Genomic DNA, 17976 nt, shown 5'->3' on the forward strand with positions numbered 1-17976 from the left:
AGCCCGCGGCGGCGCGCCGGGTCAGGGGAGTCCACGGGGCGGACGGGCGACACGCACGCGACACGCGGTGGGGAGCATGTGGCCCGTGGTCGGGATGCGGCCCGTCGGCACCGGGGGTGTTGCTGCCGCAACACCTCACTGCAACACATCCCGCCCACCCATTGGCGGGACATCGACGACGACCGGTAGTGTTCGACATTGCCGAACGGTGGCAGTGAAGCGCCGACCGACGGTCCAAGGGGACGGAGGGCAGGACGGCGATGGCACGGAACATCCAGTCGCTCGAACGGGCGGCCGCGATGCTGCGGCTGCTCGCGGGCGGCGAGCGACGGCTCGGCCTGTCGGACATCGCCTCGTCGCTCGGTCTGGCCAAGGGGACGGCCCACGGCATTCTGCGCACGCTGCAGCAGGAGGGCTTCGTCGAGCAGGACGCGGCGTCCGGGCGCTACCAGCTGGGCGCCGAGCTGCTGCGTCTGGGCACCACGTATCTCGACGTACACGAGCTGCGGGCGCGCGCCCTGGTGTGGACGGACGACCTGGCCCGGTCGAGCGGCGAGAGCGTCTACCTGGGGGTCCTGCACCAGCAGGGCGTACTGATCGTGCACCACGTGTTCCGGCCCGACGACAGCCGGCAGGTGCTTGAGGTCGGGGCCATGCAGCCGCTGCACTCCACGGCGCTGGGCAAGGTCCTGTCGGCCTACGACCCGGTGGCACACAGCGAGGTCCTGGAGGCCGAGCGCAAGGAGTTCACGGTCCGCACCATAAGCGCGGCGGACGCGTTCGAGACCGTCCTGGACCTCACCCGCGCGCGCGGGTACGCGGCCGATGTCGAGGAGACCTGGACGGGCGTGGCCTCAGTGGCCGCGCCCATTCACAACCAGCGGCGGATGCCGGTCGGCGCGGTGGGTGTCACGGGGGCGGTGGAGCGCGTCTGCAAGGACGGCGAGCTGCGCCCCGAGCTGATCGCGGCGGTTCGCGACTGCGCCCGCGCGGTGTCCCGGGATCTGGGTGCCGGGCGGTTCTGAGGTTCACGGGGCACTTCGAACGGAAACAAGGCCGGTACGTCGTCGACGTACCGGCCCTTTGCCATGCCCTCGCGACCACGGAACGTGCCAGCTCGCACGCGGTACGCGGCCTTCCCAAGATCGATGTTTCACAGCAATGAATAACGATCGCGTTTTCGACAACGGAAGCCTTGACGAGCTGGTAACGGGAGAGCGAGACTCGCGTCCATCGGTCGGCATTGTCGAACACCTACCGGCAATAAGCGTTAGAGTGTGGCAACGCCAAGGGCCGCAACGACCTCACCTGAGGTCGCGAACCACCGGAGGGACCCGGGGTTCGGCTTCCCCTGGACGAAGGACAAAGGAGTCGCGGGTGTCCAGCTCCGACATCTTCATCGGCGAGACCATCGGTACCGCCATACTCATCCTGCTCGGCGGCGGTGTCTGTGCCGCCGTCACGCTGAAGGCCTCCAAGGCACGCAATGCCGGGTGGCTCGCCATCACCTTCGGGTGGGGCTTCGCGGTACTGACCGCCGTGTACACCTCGGCGCCCCTCTCCGGTGCCCATCTGAACCCGGCCGTGACCCTCGCGATCGCCATCAAGGACGACGCCTGGAGCAACGTCCTGACCTACTGGTCGGGCCAGCTCCTCGGCGCCATGATCGGCGCGGCGCTGGTGTGGGTCGCGTACTACGGGCAGTTCCACGCGCACCTGACCGACCGTGAGATCGTTGGCGGTCCGGGTGCGCAGGACACCAAGTCCGTGGAGGCCCGGGAGGCCAAGGCCGGCCCGGTGCTCGGCATCTTCTCCACCGGCCCGGAGGTCAGGGTCGCGTGGCAGAACCTCGCCACGGAGATCATCGGCACGGTCGTGCTGGTGCTCGCGGTGCTCACGCAGGGGCTCAACGACAGCGGCAAGGGTCTCGGCACCCTGGGCGCGCTGATCACCGCCCTCGTGGTCGTCAGCATCGGCCTCTCCCTCGGTGGTCCGACGGGATACGCCATCAACCCCGCCCGTGACCTCGGCCCGCGTATCGTGCACGCCCTGCTTCCCCTGCCCAACAAGGGCGGGTCCGACTGGAGCTATGCCTGGATCCCGGTCGTCGGTCCGCTGATCGGCGGAGCGATCGCCGCAGGCCTCTACAACGTCGCTTTTGCTTAGAGCCGTACGACCGCTCGGAGTCGGCGTACGTCCGGTACGGGACGTACGCCGACTCGGAGCCAAGAGCAATACGCCGTAAGCCAGCCCCTTATCCACGGACTTTCAGGAGCACACCGTGACCGACGCGCACACCGCCGCCACGCATTCCCACGGCACCGGGCCGTTCATCGCCGCCATCGACCAGGGCACCACCTCCAGCCGCTGCATCGTCTTCGACCGCGACGGACGCATCGTCTCCGTCGACCAGAAGGAGCACGAGCAGATCTTCCCGAAGCCGGGCTGGGTCGAGCACAACGCCACCGAGATCTGGACCAACGTCCAGGAAGTCGTCGCCTCGGCCATCGAGAAGGCCGGCATCACCCGCGACGACATCAAGGCCATCGGCATCACCAACCAGCGCGAGACGACGCTGCTGTGGGACAAGAACACCGGTGAGCCCGTCCACAACGCGCTCGTCTGGCAGGACACCCGCACCGACGCGCTCTGCAAGGAACTCGGCCGCAACGTCGGCCAGGACCGCTTCCGCCGCGAGACGGGCCTTCCCCTCGCCTCGTACTTCGCCGGTCCGAAGGCCCGCTGGCTGCTCGACAACGTCGAGGGCCTGCGCGAGCGCGCCGAGGCCGGCGACATCCTCTTCGGCACCATGGACAGCTGGGTCATCTGGAACCTGACGGGCGGTGTGAACGGCGGTCATCACGTCACCGACGTCACCAATGCCTCCCGCACGATGCTGATGAACCTGCACACCATGCAGTGGGACCCGAAGATCGCCGAGTCCATCGGTGTCCCGCTGGCGATGCTGCCCGAGATCCGCTCCTCCGCCGAGGTCTACGGCGAGATCACCGGCGGCAAGCTGGGCGATCTGCTCGGTGGCATCCCGGTCGCCTCCGCGCTCGGCGACCAGCAGGCGGCCCTCTTCGGCCAGACCTGTTTCTCCGAGGGCGAGGCCAAGTCCACGTACGGCACCGGCACGTTCATGCTGATGAACACCGGTGACAAGCTCATCAACTCCTACAGCGGGCTGCTGACCACCGTCGGCTACCAGATCGGCGACCAGAAGCCGGTCTACGCCCTCGAGGGTTCCATCGCCGTCACCGGCTCGCTCGTCCAGTGGATGCGCGACCAGATGGGCCTGATCAAGTCCGCCGCCGAGATCGAGACGCTCGCGCTGTCGGTCGAGGACAACGGCGGCGCGTACTTCGTGCCGGCCTTCTCCGGTCTGTTCGCCCCGTACTGGCGTCCCGACGCCCGCGGTGTGATCGCCGGTCTGACCCGGTACGTCACCAAGGCGCACATCGCGCGCGCCGTCCTGGAGGCCACGGCCTGGCAGACCCGTGAGATCAGCGACGCCATGACGAAGGACTCCGGCGTCGAGCTCACGGCCCTCAAGGTCGACGGCGGCATGACCTCCAACAACCTGCTGATGCAGACCCTGGCCGATGTCCTGGACGCCCCCGTGGTGCGCCCGATGGTCGCCGAGACCACCTGCCTCGGCGCCGCCTACGCCGCCGGTCTCGCCGTCGGCTTCTGGACCAACACCGAGGACCTGCGCGCCAACTGGCGCAGGGCCGCCGAGTGGACCCCGAACATGGCCGCGGAGACCCGCGACCGTGAGTACAAGAGCTGGCTCAAGGCCGTCGAGCGGACCATGGGCTGGCTCGAAGACGACGCTGACTAGGAGTAATTCGCGATGACCACCCTGCAGAGTGTCCCGGCTCTTGGGACGCACCCGGCCAACGGCTCCGCCGCCTACGGTTTCAAGGCGGTGAGCCGCGCCGAGACCCGGGAGCAGCTGTCCAAGGCGGCATACGACCTCCTGGTGATCGGTGGCGGGATTCTGGGCATCTCCACCGCCTGGCATGCCGCACAGTCGGGCCTGCGGGTGGCCCTGGTCGACGCCGGCGACTTCGCCGGCGCGACCTCCTCCGCCTCCTCCAAGCTGCTCCACGGCGGTCTGCGCTATCTGCAGACCGGCGCGGTGAAGCTGGTGGCGGAGAACCACTTCGAGCGCCGTGCGGTCTCCCGTCAGGTGGCCCCCCACCTGGCGAATCCGCTCACGTTCTACCTCCCCGTGTACAAGGGCGGGCCGCACGGCGCGGCGAAGCTGGGCGCGGGTGTCTTCGCGTACTCGGCGCTGTCGGCCTTCGGTGACGGCGTGGGGCATCTGCTCTCGCCGTCGAAGGCCGCGCAGGACGTGCCCGAGCTGCGTACGGACAACCTCAAGGCCGTGGCCGTGTACGGCGACGACCAGATGAACGACTCCCGGATGGCGCTGATGACGGTCCGCGGGGCCGTCGAGTCCGGTGCCACCGTGCTCAACCACGCCGAGGTCACGGGTCTGCGCTTCACCCGGGGCCGGGTCACCGGCGCGGAACTCAGGGACCGGCTCTCCGGCGAGGAGTTCGACGTGTCGGCCCGTCTCGTGCTGAACGCGACCGGGCCGTGGGTCGACCACCTGCGGAAGATGGAGGACGAGCACGCGGCGCCGTCCATCCGCCTGTCGAAGGGCGCGCACCTGGTCCTCAGGCGCACCTCCCCCTGGAAGGCCGCGCTGGCCACCCCGATCGACAAGTACCGCATCACCTTTGCCCTCCCCTGGGAGGACATGCTGCTGCTCGGCACGACCGACGAGGCGTACGAGGGCGACCCGGCGGACGTCTCGGTCAACGAGAAGGACATATCCCAGATCCTCGACGAGGCCGCGTTCTCCATCCGCGACCAGCAGTTGTCCCGTGACCTGATCACGTACTCCTTCGCGGGTCTGCGGGTGCTGCCGGGCGGTCCCGGCGACACGTCGAAGGCCAAGCGAGAGACGGTCGTCACCGAGGGCCGGGGCGGCATGCTGTCCGTCGCGGGCGGCAAGTGGACGACCTTCCGGCACATCGGCCGGACCGTCATGAAGAAGCTGGAGTCGCTGCCGGGCCGCCCGCTCGGCGAGGACTTCGAGCCGATCTCCGAACTGCCGAAGAAGCTGCCGCTGCCGGGTGTCGCCAACCCGCGCGCGGTCGCGCACCGGCTCCTGGTCGACGGTCCGGCCCCCGGCCCGCGGATGGGCGCCGACACCGCCAGGCACCTCTCCACGCACTACGGCTCGCTGGCCTTCGACATCGCTCGGCTGGCCAACGACAACCCGGAGCTGGCCGAGCGCGTCCACCCGGACGCGCCCGAGATCTGGGCACAGGTCGTGTACGCGCGCGACAACGAGTGGGCCGAGACGGCGGACGACGTGCTGCGCCGCCGTACGACGCTGACGATCCGCGGCCTCGCGACGGACGAGGTGCGGAGCAGGGTGCAGGACCTGCTCGACAAGAAGTAACAAGAAGTAGCAAGAAGTAGACGTCCGCGACGAGTTGAGGGGCGGCTGCCGGAAGGCGGCCGCCCTTCGCCGTGTGCGCCCGGCCGTTCGGTCCACACCTCCGGCGCACTCCGGCGCCCTTCGGTGCGGGCCTCCGGCCCTCCGATGCCAGCGTCCGGCGCGACGCTTCGTACGATCTCCAGTATGTACGGCACATTTGACGCATCGTCAGCATCTGGAGCTGTTTCATGACGCGGGACCTGACACCCGTGGCACGCCTGCCCCACACCGGGCTGCCTCCGCACGCCGTCGTGGTCGGAGACCCGGCGCGTGCCGCAGCCGTCGCCGCGCTGCTCGATGGTGCGCAGGAGGTCTCGTACCACCGTGAATACCGTGTGTTCAGCGGGAGTTGGAAGGGGCTGCCGGTCGTCGTCGCCTCGCACGGTGTCGGCGGGCCCGGCGCGATTCTGCTCTTCCAGGAGCTGGCCGACGCGGGGGTGCGCACGATCCTGCGGTTCGGCACGGCGGGTGCGATGCGGCCCGGGATCCGTGACGGCGATCTGGTGATAGCGGAGGCGGCCGTACGCGACGACGGAGTGACCCAGCAGCTGCTGCCGCCCGAGTATCCGGCGGTGGCGGCGCCCGAGGCCGTGCTCGCGCTCCAGCGGGCGGCGCGCGAGCGGGGCGCCCCGCACCACCGGGGCTTCGTCTGGACGCGGGCCGCCTTCCAGCCGGGGCTGATACCCCTGACCTCGTACGACGGGGCGGGGCTCGCCGCCATCGAGATGGAGCTGTCGGCGCTGCTCGTCACGGCCTCCCTGCGCGGACTGACCGCGGGCGGCGTACTCGTCATCGACGGCGTGAACGCGGACGAACTCGTCGACCAGGCAACCACCAGCGGCTACGACCCGCACCGCGAGGTCGTCGCCGCGGGTGTGGCACGCGGCAGCGTGGTCGCCCTCGAAGCCCTGCGCCTGCTCGCGGAAGGGGAAGCGCTGTGAGCATTCCCGCCCAACGGGCCGCCCCCGCCGACCTGTTGGTGCACGGCGGCGACATCCTCACCGTCGACGGGGCCGGCACGGTTGTCCCCGTCGGAGCCGTGGCAGTCCGTGACGGCGAGATCCTCGCGGTCGGACCGGCCGCGGAGCTGCGGGCGCGCTACCGGGCCGTCGACGCCCTCGACGCGACCGGCTGTCTGGTGCTCCCGGGCCTGGTCAACGCGCACACCCATCTGGCGATGACGCTGCTGCGCGGCCGCGCCGACGACGTGACGCTGCAGGCTTTCCTGGAGTTGGTGATCCGCTGGGAGAGCGAGCTGCTGTCGGCGGAGAACGTCGCGGCGGCCGTCCGGGTCGCGATCGCCGAGAGCGTACGGGCCGGGGTGACCTCGGCGCTCGACATGTACTGGTTCCACGAGGCGGCCGAGCGGGTCGCGCGTGAGGCGGGCTGGCGGCTGCACGCAGGGCCGACCTTCATGGACGTACCGACCCCGCCCGACGGCATGGCGTACGGGGACCGGCTGGAGTGGGCGCGCCGGGACCTGGCCGGCCGAGCGCGGCGGCCCGGTACGCGTCCCGTGCTCTTCGCGCACTCCGCCTACACCCTCTCCCCCGCCCAGCTGACCGAAATCGCCTCGCTGGCAAGGGAGTTCGGCGCGCTGCTGCACATCCACGCGGCGGAGAACGCCGCCGAGGTCGCGACCGTCGTGGAGCGTTACGGAAAGCGCCCGGTGGAGTTGCTCGACTCGCTCGGGCTGCTCGGCCCCGATCTGCTGCTGGCCCACGCCGTGGACCTGACCGGCCCCGAGATCGCGGCGCTCGCCCGGACCGGCACCTCGGTCGCCCACTGCCCGGTGTCGAACCTCAAGCTGGGCTGCGGGATCGCCCCGGTGCCCCGGCTGCTGGACGCGGGAGTGACCGTCGGGCTCGGCACGGACGGCGCGGTCAGCTCCAACTCGCTGGACGTCCTGCGGGCACTGGGCACGGCCGCCCTGGTGCACAAGGCAGCCGGCGACCCGACCGCGGTGGGCGCCGAGCAGGCGGTGCGCATGGCCACGATCGAGGGCGCCCGCGCGCTGGGCCTCGACGCCCACCTGGGTTCGCTGGAGGCGGGCAAGCGGGCCGATCTGATCGTCCTGGACCTGGGCGGTCCGCATCTGGCGCCGCGCCACGATCCGTGGTCGACGCTGGCGTACTCGGCACGGGCCTCGGACGTTCGGGACACGGTCGTCGACGGGCGGGTCCTGATGCGTGGCCGTACGCTCACGACGCTCGACGAGGCCGCCGCGCTTGCGGATCTGGCGGCCCTCGTGTCACCGTCCGACCTTGTGTGATCGTGATCGTCACTGCCGGGCCCGCCGGGGCGACGGAAGCCGCATAATAAGACATCGGATGTCTGAGCGACATATCTGATCGACAGGGAGGCCCGCCATGGCAGTCACCGATGAGGCGATCGAGAAGATCAAGGGAATGATCGTCTCCGGCGCACTGCGCCCCGGTGACCGCCTTCCGAAGGAGAGCGAACTCGCCGCCGACCTGGGCCTGTCCCGCAACTCCCTGCGGGAGGCGGTGCGGGCACTGTCCCTGATCCGCATCCTGGATGTGCGGCAGGGCGACGGCACGTACGTGACGAGCCTGGACCCGCAGCTCCTCCTCGAAGCGCTGAGTTTCGTCGTGGACTTCCACCGCGACGACACGGTCCTGGAGTTCCTCGCGGTACGCCGCATCCTGGAGCCGGCCGCCACGGCGATGGCGGCGCTTCGGATCAGCGAGCAGCAACTGGACGCGCTCACCGCCCAGTTGGACGCGCTCGGCGGTGCGCCCTCGGTGGAGGAACTCGTCGCCTGCGACCTGGAGTTCCACCGGGGCATCGTCCAGTCCTCGGGCAACTCGGTGCTCTGCTCCCTCCTCGACGGCTTGTCCGGTCCCACGACCCGCGCCCGCATCTGGCGCGGTCTGACACAGGAGGACGCGGTCAGCCGGACCCTCCACGAGCACCGCGCGATCCTCAGCGCGCTGCGCGACCGCGACGCGGAGGCCGCCCGCTCCTGGGCGACCGTGCACATCGCGAGCGTGGAACAGTGGCTGCGCTCGACGCTGTGACCGGCGGGGTGAACTCCCCTTCCGGGCCCGCCAGATGGTGCTGCAGCTCGATGTGGCGGAACTGGTAGACCGCGCCGACCCTGCGCAGTACGCCATGGTGTTCGTGGGCGTCGGCGAGGAAGGCCATCAGGTCGAAGGGCAGCTTCGCGCGCAGGGCCAGATGACAGCGGGCCACCGCGTAGTGGCTCCAGGCCGCCTGGCGGATGCCGATGGCCAGGCCCGTCAGCAGGGCGGGGACCAGCCCGGCGACGTAGATCCACAGACCGGGGCCGGTCGCGCCCGCTCCCCACACGCGGGGTGAGCCCCAGAGCTTCGCGCACCAGCCCTGCGTCCCGATCACCACGGCGCCGACCACCGCCGCGGTGAACACGCAGGTGCCGAGCGTGCGTCGGTCGTTGCCGAGGAGGGTCCGGCCGTCGACCGAGGTGCCGAGGTCGACCGGCACCGTCCGCAGACCCTGCACGAGGATGCAGGACACCGCGTACACCACGGAGACCTGTTCGGCGGCCCAGAACGCTTCCACGGGCTCGGCCGGTTCGAGGTACTCACGGCTCGATCCTCCCGAGAGCACGTCCGCGAGCAGGCCCTCCAGCAGGATGCCACTGCCGATCAGCATGCCGCCCAGCAGCCCGGTGAGGATGCCCCGCGGGCTCCAGTGCCAGCGGATCCGGGTGACGGGCGAGGCGGGATCCGCGCGTACGCCGTCCGCGCCGACGGCGCCGGCGACCACTCCGTAGAGGAGCGCGCTGACCGTTCCGCAGGCATTGCCGAACGCGAGTACGTAGAGGACCGCCGCCGCGACTCCGGTCAGGAGCGCCCGCCGGTCCCAGCGGGAGGGCCGGCGCAGGTACGGCCGGCCGCCGAAGGCGAACCCGGAAATGATCACTCCGACGAGCGTCAGTGCGGCACCGTCGGCCAGGCGGTTGAGCACCAGCTCGGCGGAGACATCGGGCGCCACGGCCGCCGCGCACAGCAGGGTGATCACGACGGTTGCCGCGAGGCCGCACATCAGACCTCCGCAGAGGCCCGCCGCCACCGCGCCGAGCCCGCCGCGCTCCTCCCAGTGAGTCGGGAACACGGGGTTCGGTGCGGCCCGATGGGTCAGTTCCATGGCCACGCCCTCGACCAGCCAGGCGAGGCCGCCCAGCAGCACCCCGACCAGGACCGGCGGCAACACGCTGGGCACGGCGTGATGGAGCTTCCACCAGGCGACCTCCGCCGCGCCGTCGAGCCCGCGCTCCATGTGGCGGGCCAGATACCGCAGCGCGGTGCGCGCCTGCGCGACCGTCCACCGGCAGGGACGGCGCGGGTGGGGCCGGTACGCCGCCCCGACGAACGCCTCGAAGAGATGGTGTTCCACCGCGGCCGACGTTGGGCATGCCACCAGCTCGCCGGGGTCCGGCAGTTCCTCGTGACCCTCCGCCGGACGCGGGTTGTAGACGGACCGGGCCAGCGAGACCATCAGCGGGCGGGTCAGCGCCACGGCCACCGGCGCGTCCGTCCCCAGCTCCTCGACGACCGGCCGCCAGCGCTCGGCGGCCGGGGTGTCCGAACCGCCCGCGTCGCGGAGCAGATAGGCCTCGACGTCCGCCCCGCCGAGGGGTTCGAGCCGGATGCCGGCCATCCCGGCGAGTCTCGCGGGCACCCCGGTCCTCGGCCGGAGCGCCGCCCGGTACTCGTCCGGGCGGCTCGAAAGCACCAGCCCGCACCCGTACGGCAGGGCTTCGTTGATGGCGTGCAGTGCCGTGGCGCCCACAGCGGCGGGCAGTTCGTCGAAGCCGTCGAGCACCGGCAGCACCAGCCGCTGGTCCAGCAGTACTCCGGCGCGGGTGAGGAGCCCGTACTGCTCGGGCGCGGCCGCACCCAGCTCCGGATGGTCCTGCACGAGTTTCCGCTCCATCCAGCCCCGCAGGTCCTGGGCGGCGGGGTCCCAGGAGGCGAGCGGGAAGAGGACGGGCACCGGATCGCCCGGCTGCCGCCGCTCGATGAGGGAGAGCAGGAGCCGTACGAGCAGCAGTGTCTTGCCCGCCCCGGGGGCGCCGAGCACCAGCAGCCGCCGGGTCGGGACACGTTCGGTGAACACGGCGCCGAGTTCCCCGTCACGACCGTCGAGCCGGCCGGGCTCCGTCGCCTCCGCGAGGTCGGGGTCGGCCGCCCGCCAGGCGACGGGCAGCGGGTACGGATCCTCCAGGCGCCGCACCTGTGCCTCGGCCTCCCACTGGCGTCGTACGGCGATGGCGAGCCGGTCGGCGAGGGTGCCCGGCTCCTCCGCTCCGGCCGCCTCGGTCCTGTCGGCCCGGTAGGTGCTCCAGGCCAGATAGGCCCCGGCCCCGGCCGGCAGCAGCGCGGCCGGCACCGACGCCGGGTCGTCGAGATGCGGGGCGACCAACAGCGCTCCCACCGCTCCGACGGCCAGCAGCGCCAGATAGACCGCCCCGGCCCGCCGGACACGCGACCTGGGGGCGACGCCGCTCACCCGGCGAAGAGTTCCGTACGAATCACCCGCGAAAGCGTTCCGTACCGGCGTCGGGCCCGGCAGGGAATCCGCGCCCGCCCCACACGAGTGGGTGAATTTCCTGGTCGGTCCCGCCGCTCCCCGCTCACGAACCACGAGATCACCGGCGCTGCGTCTCGCTCGCAGCCGATGGCGGTCGCCCGCACGCGTGGCCTCGTCCCGTCGAGCTGTCCGGGACATCGGATCTCTGGTGATCGTCCGACAGATGGCGCCACCTCGAAACAACGTCCGGGCCCGCGGTCGGAGTTGGCCCGGGACGGCTCGGACGACCGCGGGGTGTTCGGAAGTGACGAACGGGGCAGTGATGCGGTCACTCCCCCATACACAGGGGGCTGCGGTCGCTCCCCGCGCAAGCCGTAAGGTTGGGGCGTACGCGAGGGCACGTCGGAAGGAGGCGCTGGGTGATCGAGCTCGAGGGGGTTCCCGAGCTGGTCGACCCGGTCATGGTGGCCGCGTTCGAGGGCTGGAACGACGCCGGCGACGCTGCCTCCACCGCGGTCGCGCATCTGGACAGGGAGTGGAAGGGCGAGGTGTTCGCGGCGCTCGACGCCGAGGACTACTACGACTTCCAGGTGAACCGCCCGACCGTGTGGCTGGACGGCGGTGTACGCAAGATCACCTGGCCGACGACAAAGTTGTCAGTGGTCCGGGTCGGCGGTGACAAGCCGCGGGACCTGGTGCTGGTGAGAGGCATCGAGCCGTCGATGCGCTGGCGTTCGTTCTGCAACGAACTGCTGGGCTTCGCCCATGAGCTGGGCGTCGAGCTGGTCGTCATCCTGGGCGCCCTCCTCGGCGACACCCCGCACACCCGTCCGGTCCCGGTCAGCGGCGTCACGTCCGATCCGGACCTGGCCCGCACGATGGACCTGGAGGAGACCAAGTACGAGGGCCCCACGGGCATCGTCGGCATCCTCCAGGAGGCGTGCACGCACGCGGGAGTACCGGCGGTCTCGCTGTGGGCCGCCGTGCCGCACTACGTCTCGCAGCCGCCGAACCCGAAGGCGACGCTGGCCCTCCTCAACCGCCTTGAAGACCTCATCGACATGCGCATCCCGCTGGGCGAACTGCCCGAGGACGCGCGGGCCTGGCAGCTGGGCGTGGACCAACTGGCCGCCGAGGACACCGAGGTCGCGGAGTACGTACAGACGCTGGAGGAGGCCCGGGACACCGCCGAGCTGCCGGAGGCGTCGGGCGAGGCGATCGCCCGCGAGTTCGAGCGGTATCTGCGCAGACGGGACGGGGGCGGTCCGGCTTCGCCGCCCGGCAGCCATGCCACGGAGAGCGGCGATCCCGCCTCGTACCTCAGGGACGGTCCGGGCGGCCGCGCCCGGCCGCCGAGGCCACTGCGGCCGGAGGCCACGGACGGCGCGGAGGGGACGGAAGGGACGGAGGGGACCTCCGACGAGGGCATCTCCGACCCGTCGGGCTCCTCGGACTCCTCGGGCTCCTCCGAAGGCGACGCGTCGGGGGCGTCCGGTGCGACGGGGTCGTCCGGCACGAAGGGGACGTCCGGCTCCTCGGAGGCCTCGGACGCTTCGGACGCCGAATCCTCGGGCTCCGAATCCTCCGAATCCTCCGGCTCATCGGGGTCCGGTTCAGGCTCCGGATCCTCGGACCCAGGCTCTTCCGATTCCTCGGAGGACTGACTCGGCGAGACTGCCCGGTCGATATCGGCCGGGCGATATCAGCCCGGCGAAGGGGCGGCGCGCGTCGGGCGCGCCGCCCCTCGCGCGTCAGACCTGACGCACCGCCACCGTGTCGTACTCCGTGTCGGGCGTCGGCTCGACATCGAAGCGCGCGTTCGGCAGATAGAGACGGTCGCCCCACGCCGCGGCCGTCGTCGGGATCCGGAAGCGCGGGTCGGTGATCCGGGTGATCACCGTGCCCTTGGTGCCGGTGGAGTTCAGCCGGAACACGTCGATCGCGTTCTGCTGTTGCTGGACGACGTAGAGAGTCCGGCCGAGCAGCAACAGCCCGTCGCCGTTGGGGATCTTGGCTCCGCCGAGGCCGACCGCGGCGGCCGTTCCGGTGCGCGGATCGACCCGCATCAGCGTGCCGCCGTCGGCGAAGGCGTTCACCACCAGGAGCGCGTTGCCGTCCGGTGTGCGCTCGATCCCGTTGGCGGTGAAGTCCGTGCCCTGCTGCCAGTCGCCGCCGAGCGGTACGGTCCTGACGGCCCCGGGCCTGCCGTGCCGGTCGAGCGCGAGCCGGTAGAGCTGGGGCGCGAAGGAGTCGGTGAACCAGGCGGCGCCCGGCGTGAGGATCACGTCGTTCACGAACGTGCCGCCGACGGCGTACGACTTCTCGATCTCTCCCGTACGGACGTCGACGGTCCGCAGATCGCCGCCGTCCCCGCCGCTGACGAACAGCCGGCCGTGCCGGTCGACCTTCAGTCCCACGCTGGGGTGTCCGGCGCCGGGACCCTTGCTGATGACGGAGCCGCGCCCGGTGGCGAGGCTCGCGCGGTAGATGTCGCCGTTGGCCAGCGACCCGAAGTACGCGAACGGGGCGGAGCCGATGGCTATGCCCTCCGGCTGGAAGCCGTTGGGCAGCGGGAACCGGGCCGGCCAGTGCTTCTGCGATCCCTTCCGTGGATTCTTCCGCGGATCCTGCTGCGGTCCCTTCTCCGGCGTTTCGGCCGCGTGCGCCGTGCCGCCCAGAAGTGCCGCTCCTCCGAGGGCGGCGGCCGTGGTGAGGAGTCTTCGACGTGCGAAGGAACGGTCTGCGAGTGCCACTGTGCGTCCTTCCACGAGCGGGCCGGCGCAGGGCCGGCCCGACGGTCAACAGACGCTGCCACCCCATCACATGACAACCGTCTCCGCAGTCAGGAGGACGGATCCAGAAGCGGATCCGGAAGCGGATCCAGAAGGGGCGGTACGCAGACGCGCACCGCCCCCGCCGGACGGGGCTAGGCCTGTCGGAGCTGGTCCACCGCCACCACGTCGTCCGCCGTGGCCGGTGTCGGCTCCTTGCCGATCCGGTTGTTCGGCAGATACAGCTTGTCCTGCCATGCGGCGACCGTCGTCGGGATGTCGAAGCGCGAGTCGGTGATCCGCCCGATCGCCTTGCCCTTGGTGCCGGCCCTGTTCAGCCGGAACACGTCGATCCGGTTCTGCTGGGGCTGAACGACGTACACGGTCCGGCCGAGGAGCAACATGCCGTCCCCGCCGGGAAGTTCGGACGCTCCGAGGTCCACGACGGTGGCCGCTCCCGTACGGGGATCGACACGCATCAGCACGCCACCGTTCACGAAGGTGTTCACCATGAGCAGCGCGCTGCCGTCGGGGGTGCGGCAGATGCCGTTGGCGGTGCGGGAGGGGCCCTGTTCCCAGTCGCCGGTGAGCGGCACGGTGGTCATCTCCCCGGGCCTGCCGTGTCTGCCGAGGGCGAGCCGGAAGAGCCGCGCGTCGAGAGAGTCGGTGAACCAGGCGGCGCCCGGGGTGAGGATCACGTCGTTCACGAAGCCGCCTGGGGTGTACACCTTCTCGATGCCACCCGTGCGAATGTCGACCGTACGGACTTCGCCGCTGGCGACGCCGGCGACGAAGAGCCGGCCGTACCGGTCGAGTTGCAGGCCCGCGGCACCATGGCCGGCGCCCAGGCCCTTGCTGATGACGGAGCCGCGCCCGGTGCCGAGGCTCGCCCGGTAGATGTCGCCGTTGGTGAGAGAACCGAAGTACGCGTACGGGCGCGATCCGATGACGATGCCCTCCGGCACGAAGCCGTCGGGCAGTTGGAATCCGGTCAGCGGGCGTGGTCCGTCCGCGTGGGCGGTGGCCGTCTGGGCCGTACCGCCCAGAAGGGCCGCACCTCCCAGTGCGGCGGCCGAAGCGAGCAGCCTTCGACGGTCGAGTGAGGGGGACATGGAGCGTCCTTACGTGGCGGCAGCGCTCGACCGGCCGAAGGTCGGCAACTGGCAAAGAATGAGTCAACAGGTGTTCTACATCGGGCCGACGTGAAATCCGCGTCAGCGGAAGCTGTGCGCCCAACCCCATGCGACTTGTTCTCAAACCCAGTTGGCGACCACGGCCCGAGGCCTCGCCGTGAGCGTGCCGGGCGGCGCCCCGAAGGCCCGGTCCCGGCACGGCTCATGGCACTCCGACTCGTGCGTCCGTGCCGACTACACCGACCGCACCAACCGCACCAACCGCACGGTCCGCACGGTCCGCAGCGACTACTACAGCGCCACGCCCAACAGGGCGTCCACAGCCCGCGATACGACGCCGGGGGCGCCCTCGTCGGTCCCGCCGCTCTCGCTCTGAAGCGCGGCCCAGCGGTCGACGGCCGCCAGCGCGGCCGGTGCGTCCAGATCGTTCGCGAGGGCCTCGCGCATCTCCTCGACGAGCGCCTCGGCGGGCGGGCCGTCGGGCCGCGACACGGCGGCCCGCCAGCGGTCGAGGCGCGCGAGGGCGTCCTGGAGCACCTGGTCGGTCCACTCCCAGTCGGCCCGGTAGTGGTGCGAGAGCAGGGCGAGCCGGATGGCCGCCGGGTCCACTCCCTCCCGCCGGAGCGTGGACACGAAGACGAGATTGCCCTTGGACTTGGACATCTTCTCGCCGTCGAGGGCGACCATGCCGGCGTGCACGTACGCCTTGGCCATCGGGAACTCGCCCGTCAGCGCCTGCGCGTGGGAGGCGCCCATCTCGTGGTGCGGGAAGGCGAGGTCGGAGCCGCCGCCCTGCACGTCGAAGCCCATACCCAGGTGGTCGAGGGCGATCGCGACGCACTCGATGTGCCAGCCGGGCCGGCCCTGCCCGAGCGAGGCGCCGTCCCAGCTCGGCTCGCCCTCGCGGGCCGCCATCCACAGCATCGGGTCGAGGGGGTTCTTCTTGCCCGGACGGTCCGGGTCGCCGCCGCGCTCGGCGGACAGCAGCCGCATCGCCGCCGCGTCCAGGTTGGACACCTTCCCGAAGTGCGGGTCGGACTCGACGGAGAAGTAGACGTCCCCTTCGAGTTCGTACGCCGCGCCCGCGTCCCGCAGTCGCTCGACCAGCGGGACGATCCCGGGTATGGCCTCGACGGCGCCGATGTAGTGCTTCGGGGGCAGCATCCGCAGGGCGGTCATGTCCTCGCGGAAGAGGGTGGTCTCCTTCTCGGCCAGGGAGACCCAGTCGACGTTGTCCCGCGCGGCGCGCTCCAGCAGCGGATCGTCGACGTCCGTCACGTTCTGGACATAGTGAACCTGCCGCTTGGTGTCGAGCCACACGCGCTGAACGAGGTCGAACGCGTTGTAGGTCGCCGCGTGACCCAGATGGGTCGCGTCGTACGGAGTGATGCCGCAGACGTAGATACGGGCGACGGGACCGGGGTCGAGAATCACGGGACCACCGGTCGCGGTGTCGTGGATCCGGAGGTCGCGTCCCTTGCCGGGCAGGGCAGGGACGTCGGAAGCGGGCCAGGCATGCATGCCTTGAGCCTAACCGGACGGATGTTCCGTATACGAGCCGGACCAGGCCAGATGGCCGGGAAGGCCCTCTTGCGTACGGATCCGGGGTGTGCGGCCTCGGCTAGACGGGCGGCCACGGGATCGCGGGCCACTCCCCCGAGGGCTCCGGATGCCGCCCCGAGTCGAGCAGACCGGCCACACGCGCGCGCGTGGCGTTCAGTTCGGCCGCGGTGATCAGCTCCCCCAGGCGCACGCCCAGCGCCCCGTCCAGGCCGCCCCTGAGCCGCTCCAGGACCTCGACGGCCTCGGGGGTGAGCTTCTCCCCCGCCCAGCCCCACAGCAGCGTCCGCAGCTTGTTCTCGGCGTTGAAGGTGACCCCGTGGTCGATCCCGAACAGCCGGCCCTCGGGCGCGGGCAGCAGATGCCCGCCCTTGCGGTCACCGTTGTTGATCACCACGTCGAGGACGGCCAGCCTGCGCAGCCGCTCGTCGTCGGCGTGCACGAGCAGCGCGGTGCGCCCCTCTCCGACCTCGGCGAATCCGACGGCCTTCCAGCCCTCGCCCGGTTCCTCGCCGTCGACCAGCGCGAGCAGCTCCGAGCCCTCGGACACCGGGTCGATCCAGAGCTGGCACATGCCCTCGCCGTACGGCCCGTCGCGCAGGATCGTGGTCGGGACGAGCCCCCAGCCGGTCGCCTCGGACACCTCGTAGGCCGCGACCTCCCGCTGGGCGAGGTTCCCGTCGGGGAAGTCCCACAGCGGGCGCTCGCCGGCGACCGGCTTGTAGACGCAGGAAGCTTTCCGTCCCTCGTGCGTCACATCGCACAGCAGCACCGCGTTGGAGGCCTCACGGATGCGCCCGCGCACGGTCAGCTCGCCCTCGGCGAGCAGCTCGGCCGTGGTCACGCTTCGCGGCGGTATCCGTTCTGGCGCGGACATACGTGTCCTTCCGGGTCTAGCGGGAGACTGCACAGCGGGCAGGGCGGCCGGCCGGCGTTGACGACGTCGAGGGCACGCTTGGCGAAGGCTCGCGCCTGGGCGCCGGTGAGGCGGACCCGCAGCATCGGCGGACCGTTCTCCTCGTCCTGCAGGAGCCTCTCCTCGGCCTCGGCGAGGTCCTCCTCCGAATCGGCGTCCAGCTCCACGAGCGCCTGGGCCTCGACGATCATGCGCTGCTCGTCACCGTCCCAGGCCAGCGCCATGGTGCCGACCCGGAACTCCTCCTCGACGGGAGCTTCGAGCGGGGCGGTGTCGGAGACCTCCGTCGGGGCCATCGCCGGGACGGGAGCGCTGCCCCCGGTACGCCGTACGACCTCGTCGAGAAGCTCGTCCATCCGTTCGGCGAGCGCCGCGACCTGCGTCTTCTCCAGGGCCACACTGGTCACCCGGGGTCCTGAGGAGGCCTGGAGGAAGAAGGTACGGCGCCCGGGCAGCCCGACCGTGCCGGCCACGAAACGGTCCGGCGGGTCGTAGAGGAACACCTGACGGGACACGTCCTGTCTCCATTGGATCGAT

The 17976-nt window shown here is 71.1% G+C and carries 14 protein-coding genes; 8 read left to right on the top strand and 6 right to left on the bottom strand.

Annotation, left to right across the window (positions count from 1 at the left end):
• The first annotated feature begins 260 nt into the window (after positions 1-260).
• The 7 genes from ACIBEI_RS40605 (at position 261) to ACIBEI_RS40635 (ending at position 8562) form a co-directional block, all read left to right on the top strand.
• Positions 261-1025 carry an IclR family transcriptional regulator gene (locus ACIBEI_RS40605; RefSeq protein WP_055613347.1) on the top strand — a complete coding sequence of 255 codons (765 nt, stop codon included), beginning with the start codon at positions 261-263 and terminating at the stop codon, positions 1023-1025.
• A gap of 352 nt (positions 1026-1377) precedes the next feature.
• Positions 1378-2166 (top strand): MIP/aquaporin family protein, encoded by a 789-nt coding sequence (locus ACIBEI_RS40610; RefSeq protein ID WP_189840026.1) that lies wholly within the window; start codon positions 1378-1380, stop codon positions 2164-2166.
• 115 nt (positions 2167-2281) lie between these two features.
• Positions 2282-3844 carry a glycerol kinase GlpK gene (gene glpK / locus ACIBEI_RS40615; protein WP_398895768.1) on the top strand — a complete coding sequence of 521 codons (1563 nt, stop codon included), beginning with the start codon at positions 2282-2284 and terminating at the stop codon, positions 3842-3844.
• Positions 3845-3856: 12 nt separating this feature from the next.
• Entirely contained in the window at positions 3857-5482 is a 1626-nt protein-coding gene (locus ACIBEI_RS40620) for an FAD-dependent oxidoreductase (protein WP_398895769.1), read from the top strand.
• 227 nt (positions 5483-5709) lie between these two features.
• Complete coding sequence (locus ACIBEI_RS40625; protein WP_398895770.1) at positions 5710-6462, top strand: nucleoside phosphorylase; 753 nt, start codon at positions 5710-5712, stop codon at positions 6460-6462.
• Positions 6459-7793: an amidohydrolase gene (locus ACIBEI_RS40630; RefSeq protein ID WP_398895772.1), complete on the top strand. Its 1335-nt coding sequence runs from the start codon at positions 6459-6461 to the stop codon at positions 7791-7793. Before ACIBEI_RS40625 ends, ACIBEI_RS40630 begins: the two co-directional genes overlap by 4 nt.
• Before the next feature lie 97 nt (positions 7794-7890).
• A complete protein-coding gene (locus ACIBEI_RS40635; protein ID WP_269650917.1) occupies positions 7891-8562 on the top strand; it encodes a FadR/GntR family transcriptional regulator in 672 nt (223 codons plus the stop codon).
• Here the strand turns inward: ACIBEI_RS40635 and ACIBEI_RS40640 are convergent.
• The gene (locus tag ACIBEI_RS40640) at positions 8468-11038 is read right to left on the bottom strand and encodes an NACHT domain-containing protein (protein ID WP_398895774.1); all 2571 of its coding nucleotides are present in this window, start codon (positions 11036-11038) and stop codon (positions 8468-8470) included. The genes ACIBEI_RS40635 and ACIBEI_RS40640 overlap by 95 nt on opposite strands.
• A gap of 440 nt (positions 11039-11478) precedes the next feature.
• Between ACIBEI_RS40640 and ACIBEI_RS40645 the strand changes: the two genes are divergently transcribed.
• Positions 11479-12723 (top strand): PAC2 family protein, encoded by a 1245-nt coding sequence (locus tag ACIBEI_RS40645; protein WP_398895775.1) that lies wholly within the window; start codon positions 11479-11481, stop codon positions 12721-12723.
• Positions 12724-12810: 87 nt separating this feature from the next.
• Here ACIBEI_RS40645 and ACIBEI_RS40650 read toward each other — a convergent pair whose 3' ends face one another.
• From ACIBEI_RS40650 to ACIBEI_RS40670, 5 genes are all read right to left on the bottom strand, one after another.
• A complete protein-coding gene (locus ACIBEI_RS40650) occupies positions 12811-13812 on the bottom strand; it encodes an SMP-30/gluconolactonase/LRE family protein (RefSeq protein WP_398895776.1) in 1002 nt (333 codons plus the stop codon).
• Between the two features lie 173 nt (positions 13813-13985).
• Positions 13986-14942, bottom strand: coding sequence for a superoxide dismutase (locus ACIBEI_RS40655; protein WP_398895778.1), 957 nt, complete (start codon positions 14940-14942; stop codon positions 13986-13988).
• Positions 14943-15254: 312 nt separating this feature from the next.
• Entirely contained in the window at positions 15255-16484 is a 1230-nt protein-coding gene (gene mshC / locus ACIBEI_RS40660) for a cysteine--1-D-myo-inosityl 2-amino-2-deoxy-alpha-D-glucopyranoside ligase (protein WP_398895779.1), read from the bottom strand.
• A 100-nt stretch (positions 16485-16584) separates the two neighbouring features.
• Positions 16585-17400 carry an SCO1664 family protein gene (locus ACIBEI_RS40665; protein WP_398895780.1) on the bottom strand — a complete coding sequence of 272 codons (816 nt, stop codon included), beginning with the start codon at positions 17398-17400 and terminating at the stop codon, positions 16585-16587.
• Positions 17364-17954 carry a DUF3090 domain-containing protein gene (locus ACIBEI_RS40670; RefSeq protein ID WP_055613325.1) on the bottom strand — a complete coding sequence of 197 codons (591 nt, stop codon included), beginning with the start codon at positions 17952-17954 and terminating at the stop codon, positions 17364-17366. Before ACIBEI_RS40670 ends, ACIBEI_RS40665 begins: the two co-directional genes overlap by 37 nt.
• Between the last annotated feature and the right edge of the window lie 22 nt (positions 17955-17976).

Source organism: Streptomyces sp. NPDC050988 (genome assembly GCF_044456225.1).
GTDB lineage: Bacteria > Actinomycetota > Actinomycetes > Streptomycetales > Streptomycetaceae > Streptomyces.

Bases quoted from the DNA above. Each gene is read 5' to 3' on its own strand.
- ACIBEI_RS40605 (WP_055613347.1), top strand. From the start codon at position 261: ATGGCACGGAACATCCAGTCGCTCGAACGGGCGGCCGCGATGCTGCGG.
- ACIBEI_RS40620 (WP_398895769.1), top strand. From the start codon at position 3,857: ATGACCACCCTGCAGAGTGTCCCGGCTCTTGGGACGCACCCGGCCAAC.
- ACIBEI_RS40625 (WP_398895770.1), top strand. From the start codon at position 5,710: ATGACGCGGGACCTGACACCCGTGGCACGCCTGCCCCACACCGGGCTG.
- ACIBEI_RS40635 (WP_269650917.1), top strand. From the start codon at position 7,891: ATGGCAGTCACCGATGAGGCGATCGAGAAGATCAAGGGAATGATCGTC.
- ACIBEI_RS40655 (WP_398895778.1), bottom strand. From the start codon at position 14,942: ATGTCCCCCTCACTCGACCGTCGAAGGCTGCTCGCTTCGGCCGCCGCA.
- mshC (WP_398895779.1), bottom strand. From the start codon at position 16,484: ATGCATGCCTGGCCCGCTTCCGACGTCCCTGCCCTGCCCGGCAAGGGA.
- ACIBEI_RS40665 (WP_398895780.1), bottom strand. From the start codon at position 17,400: ATGTCCGCGCCAGAACGGATACCGCCGCGAAGCGTGACCACGGCCGAG.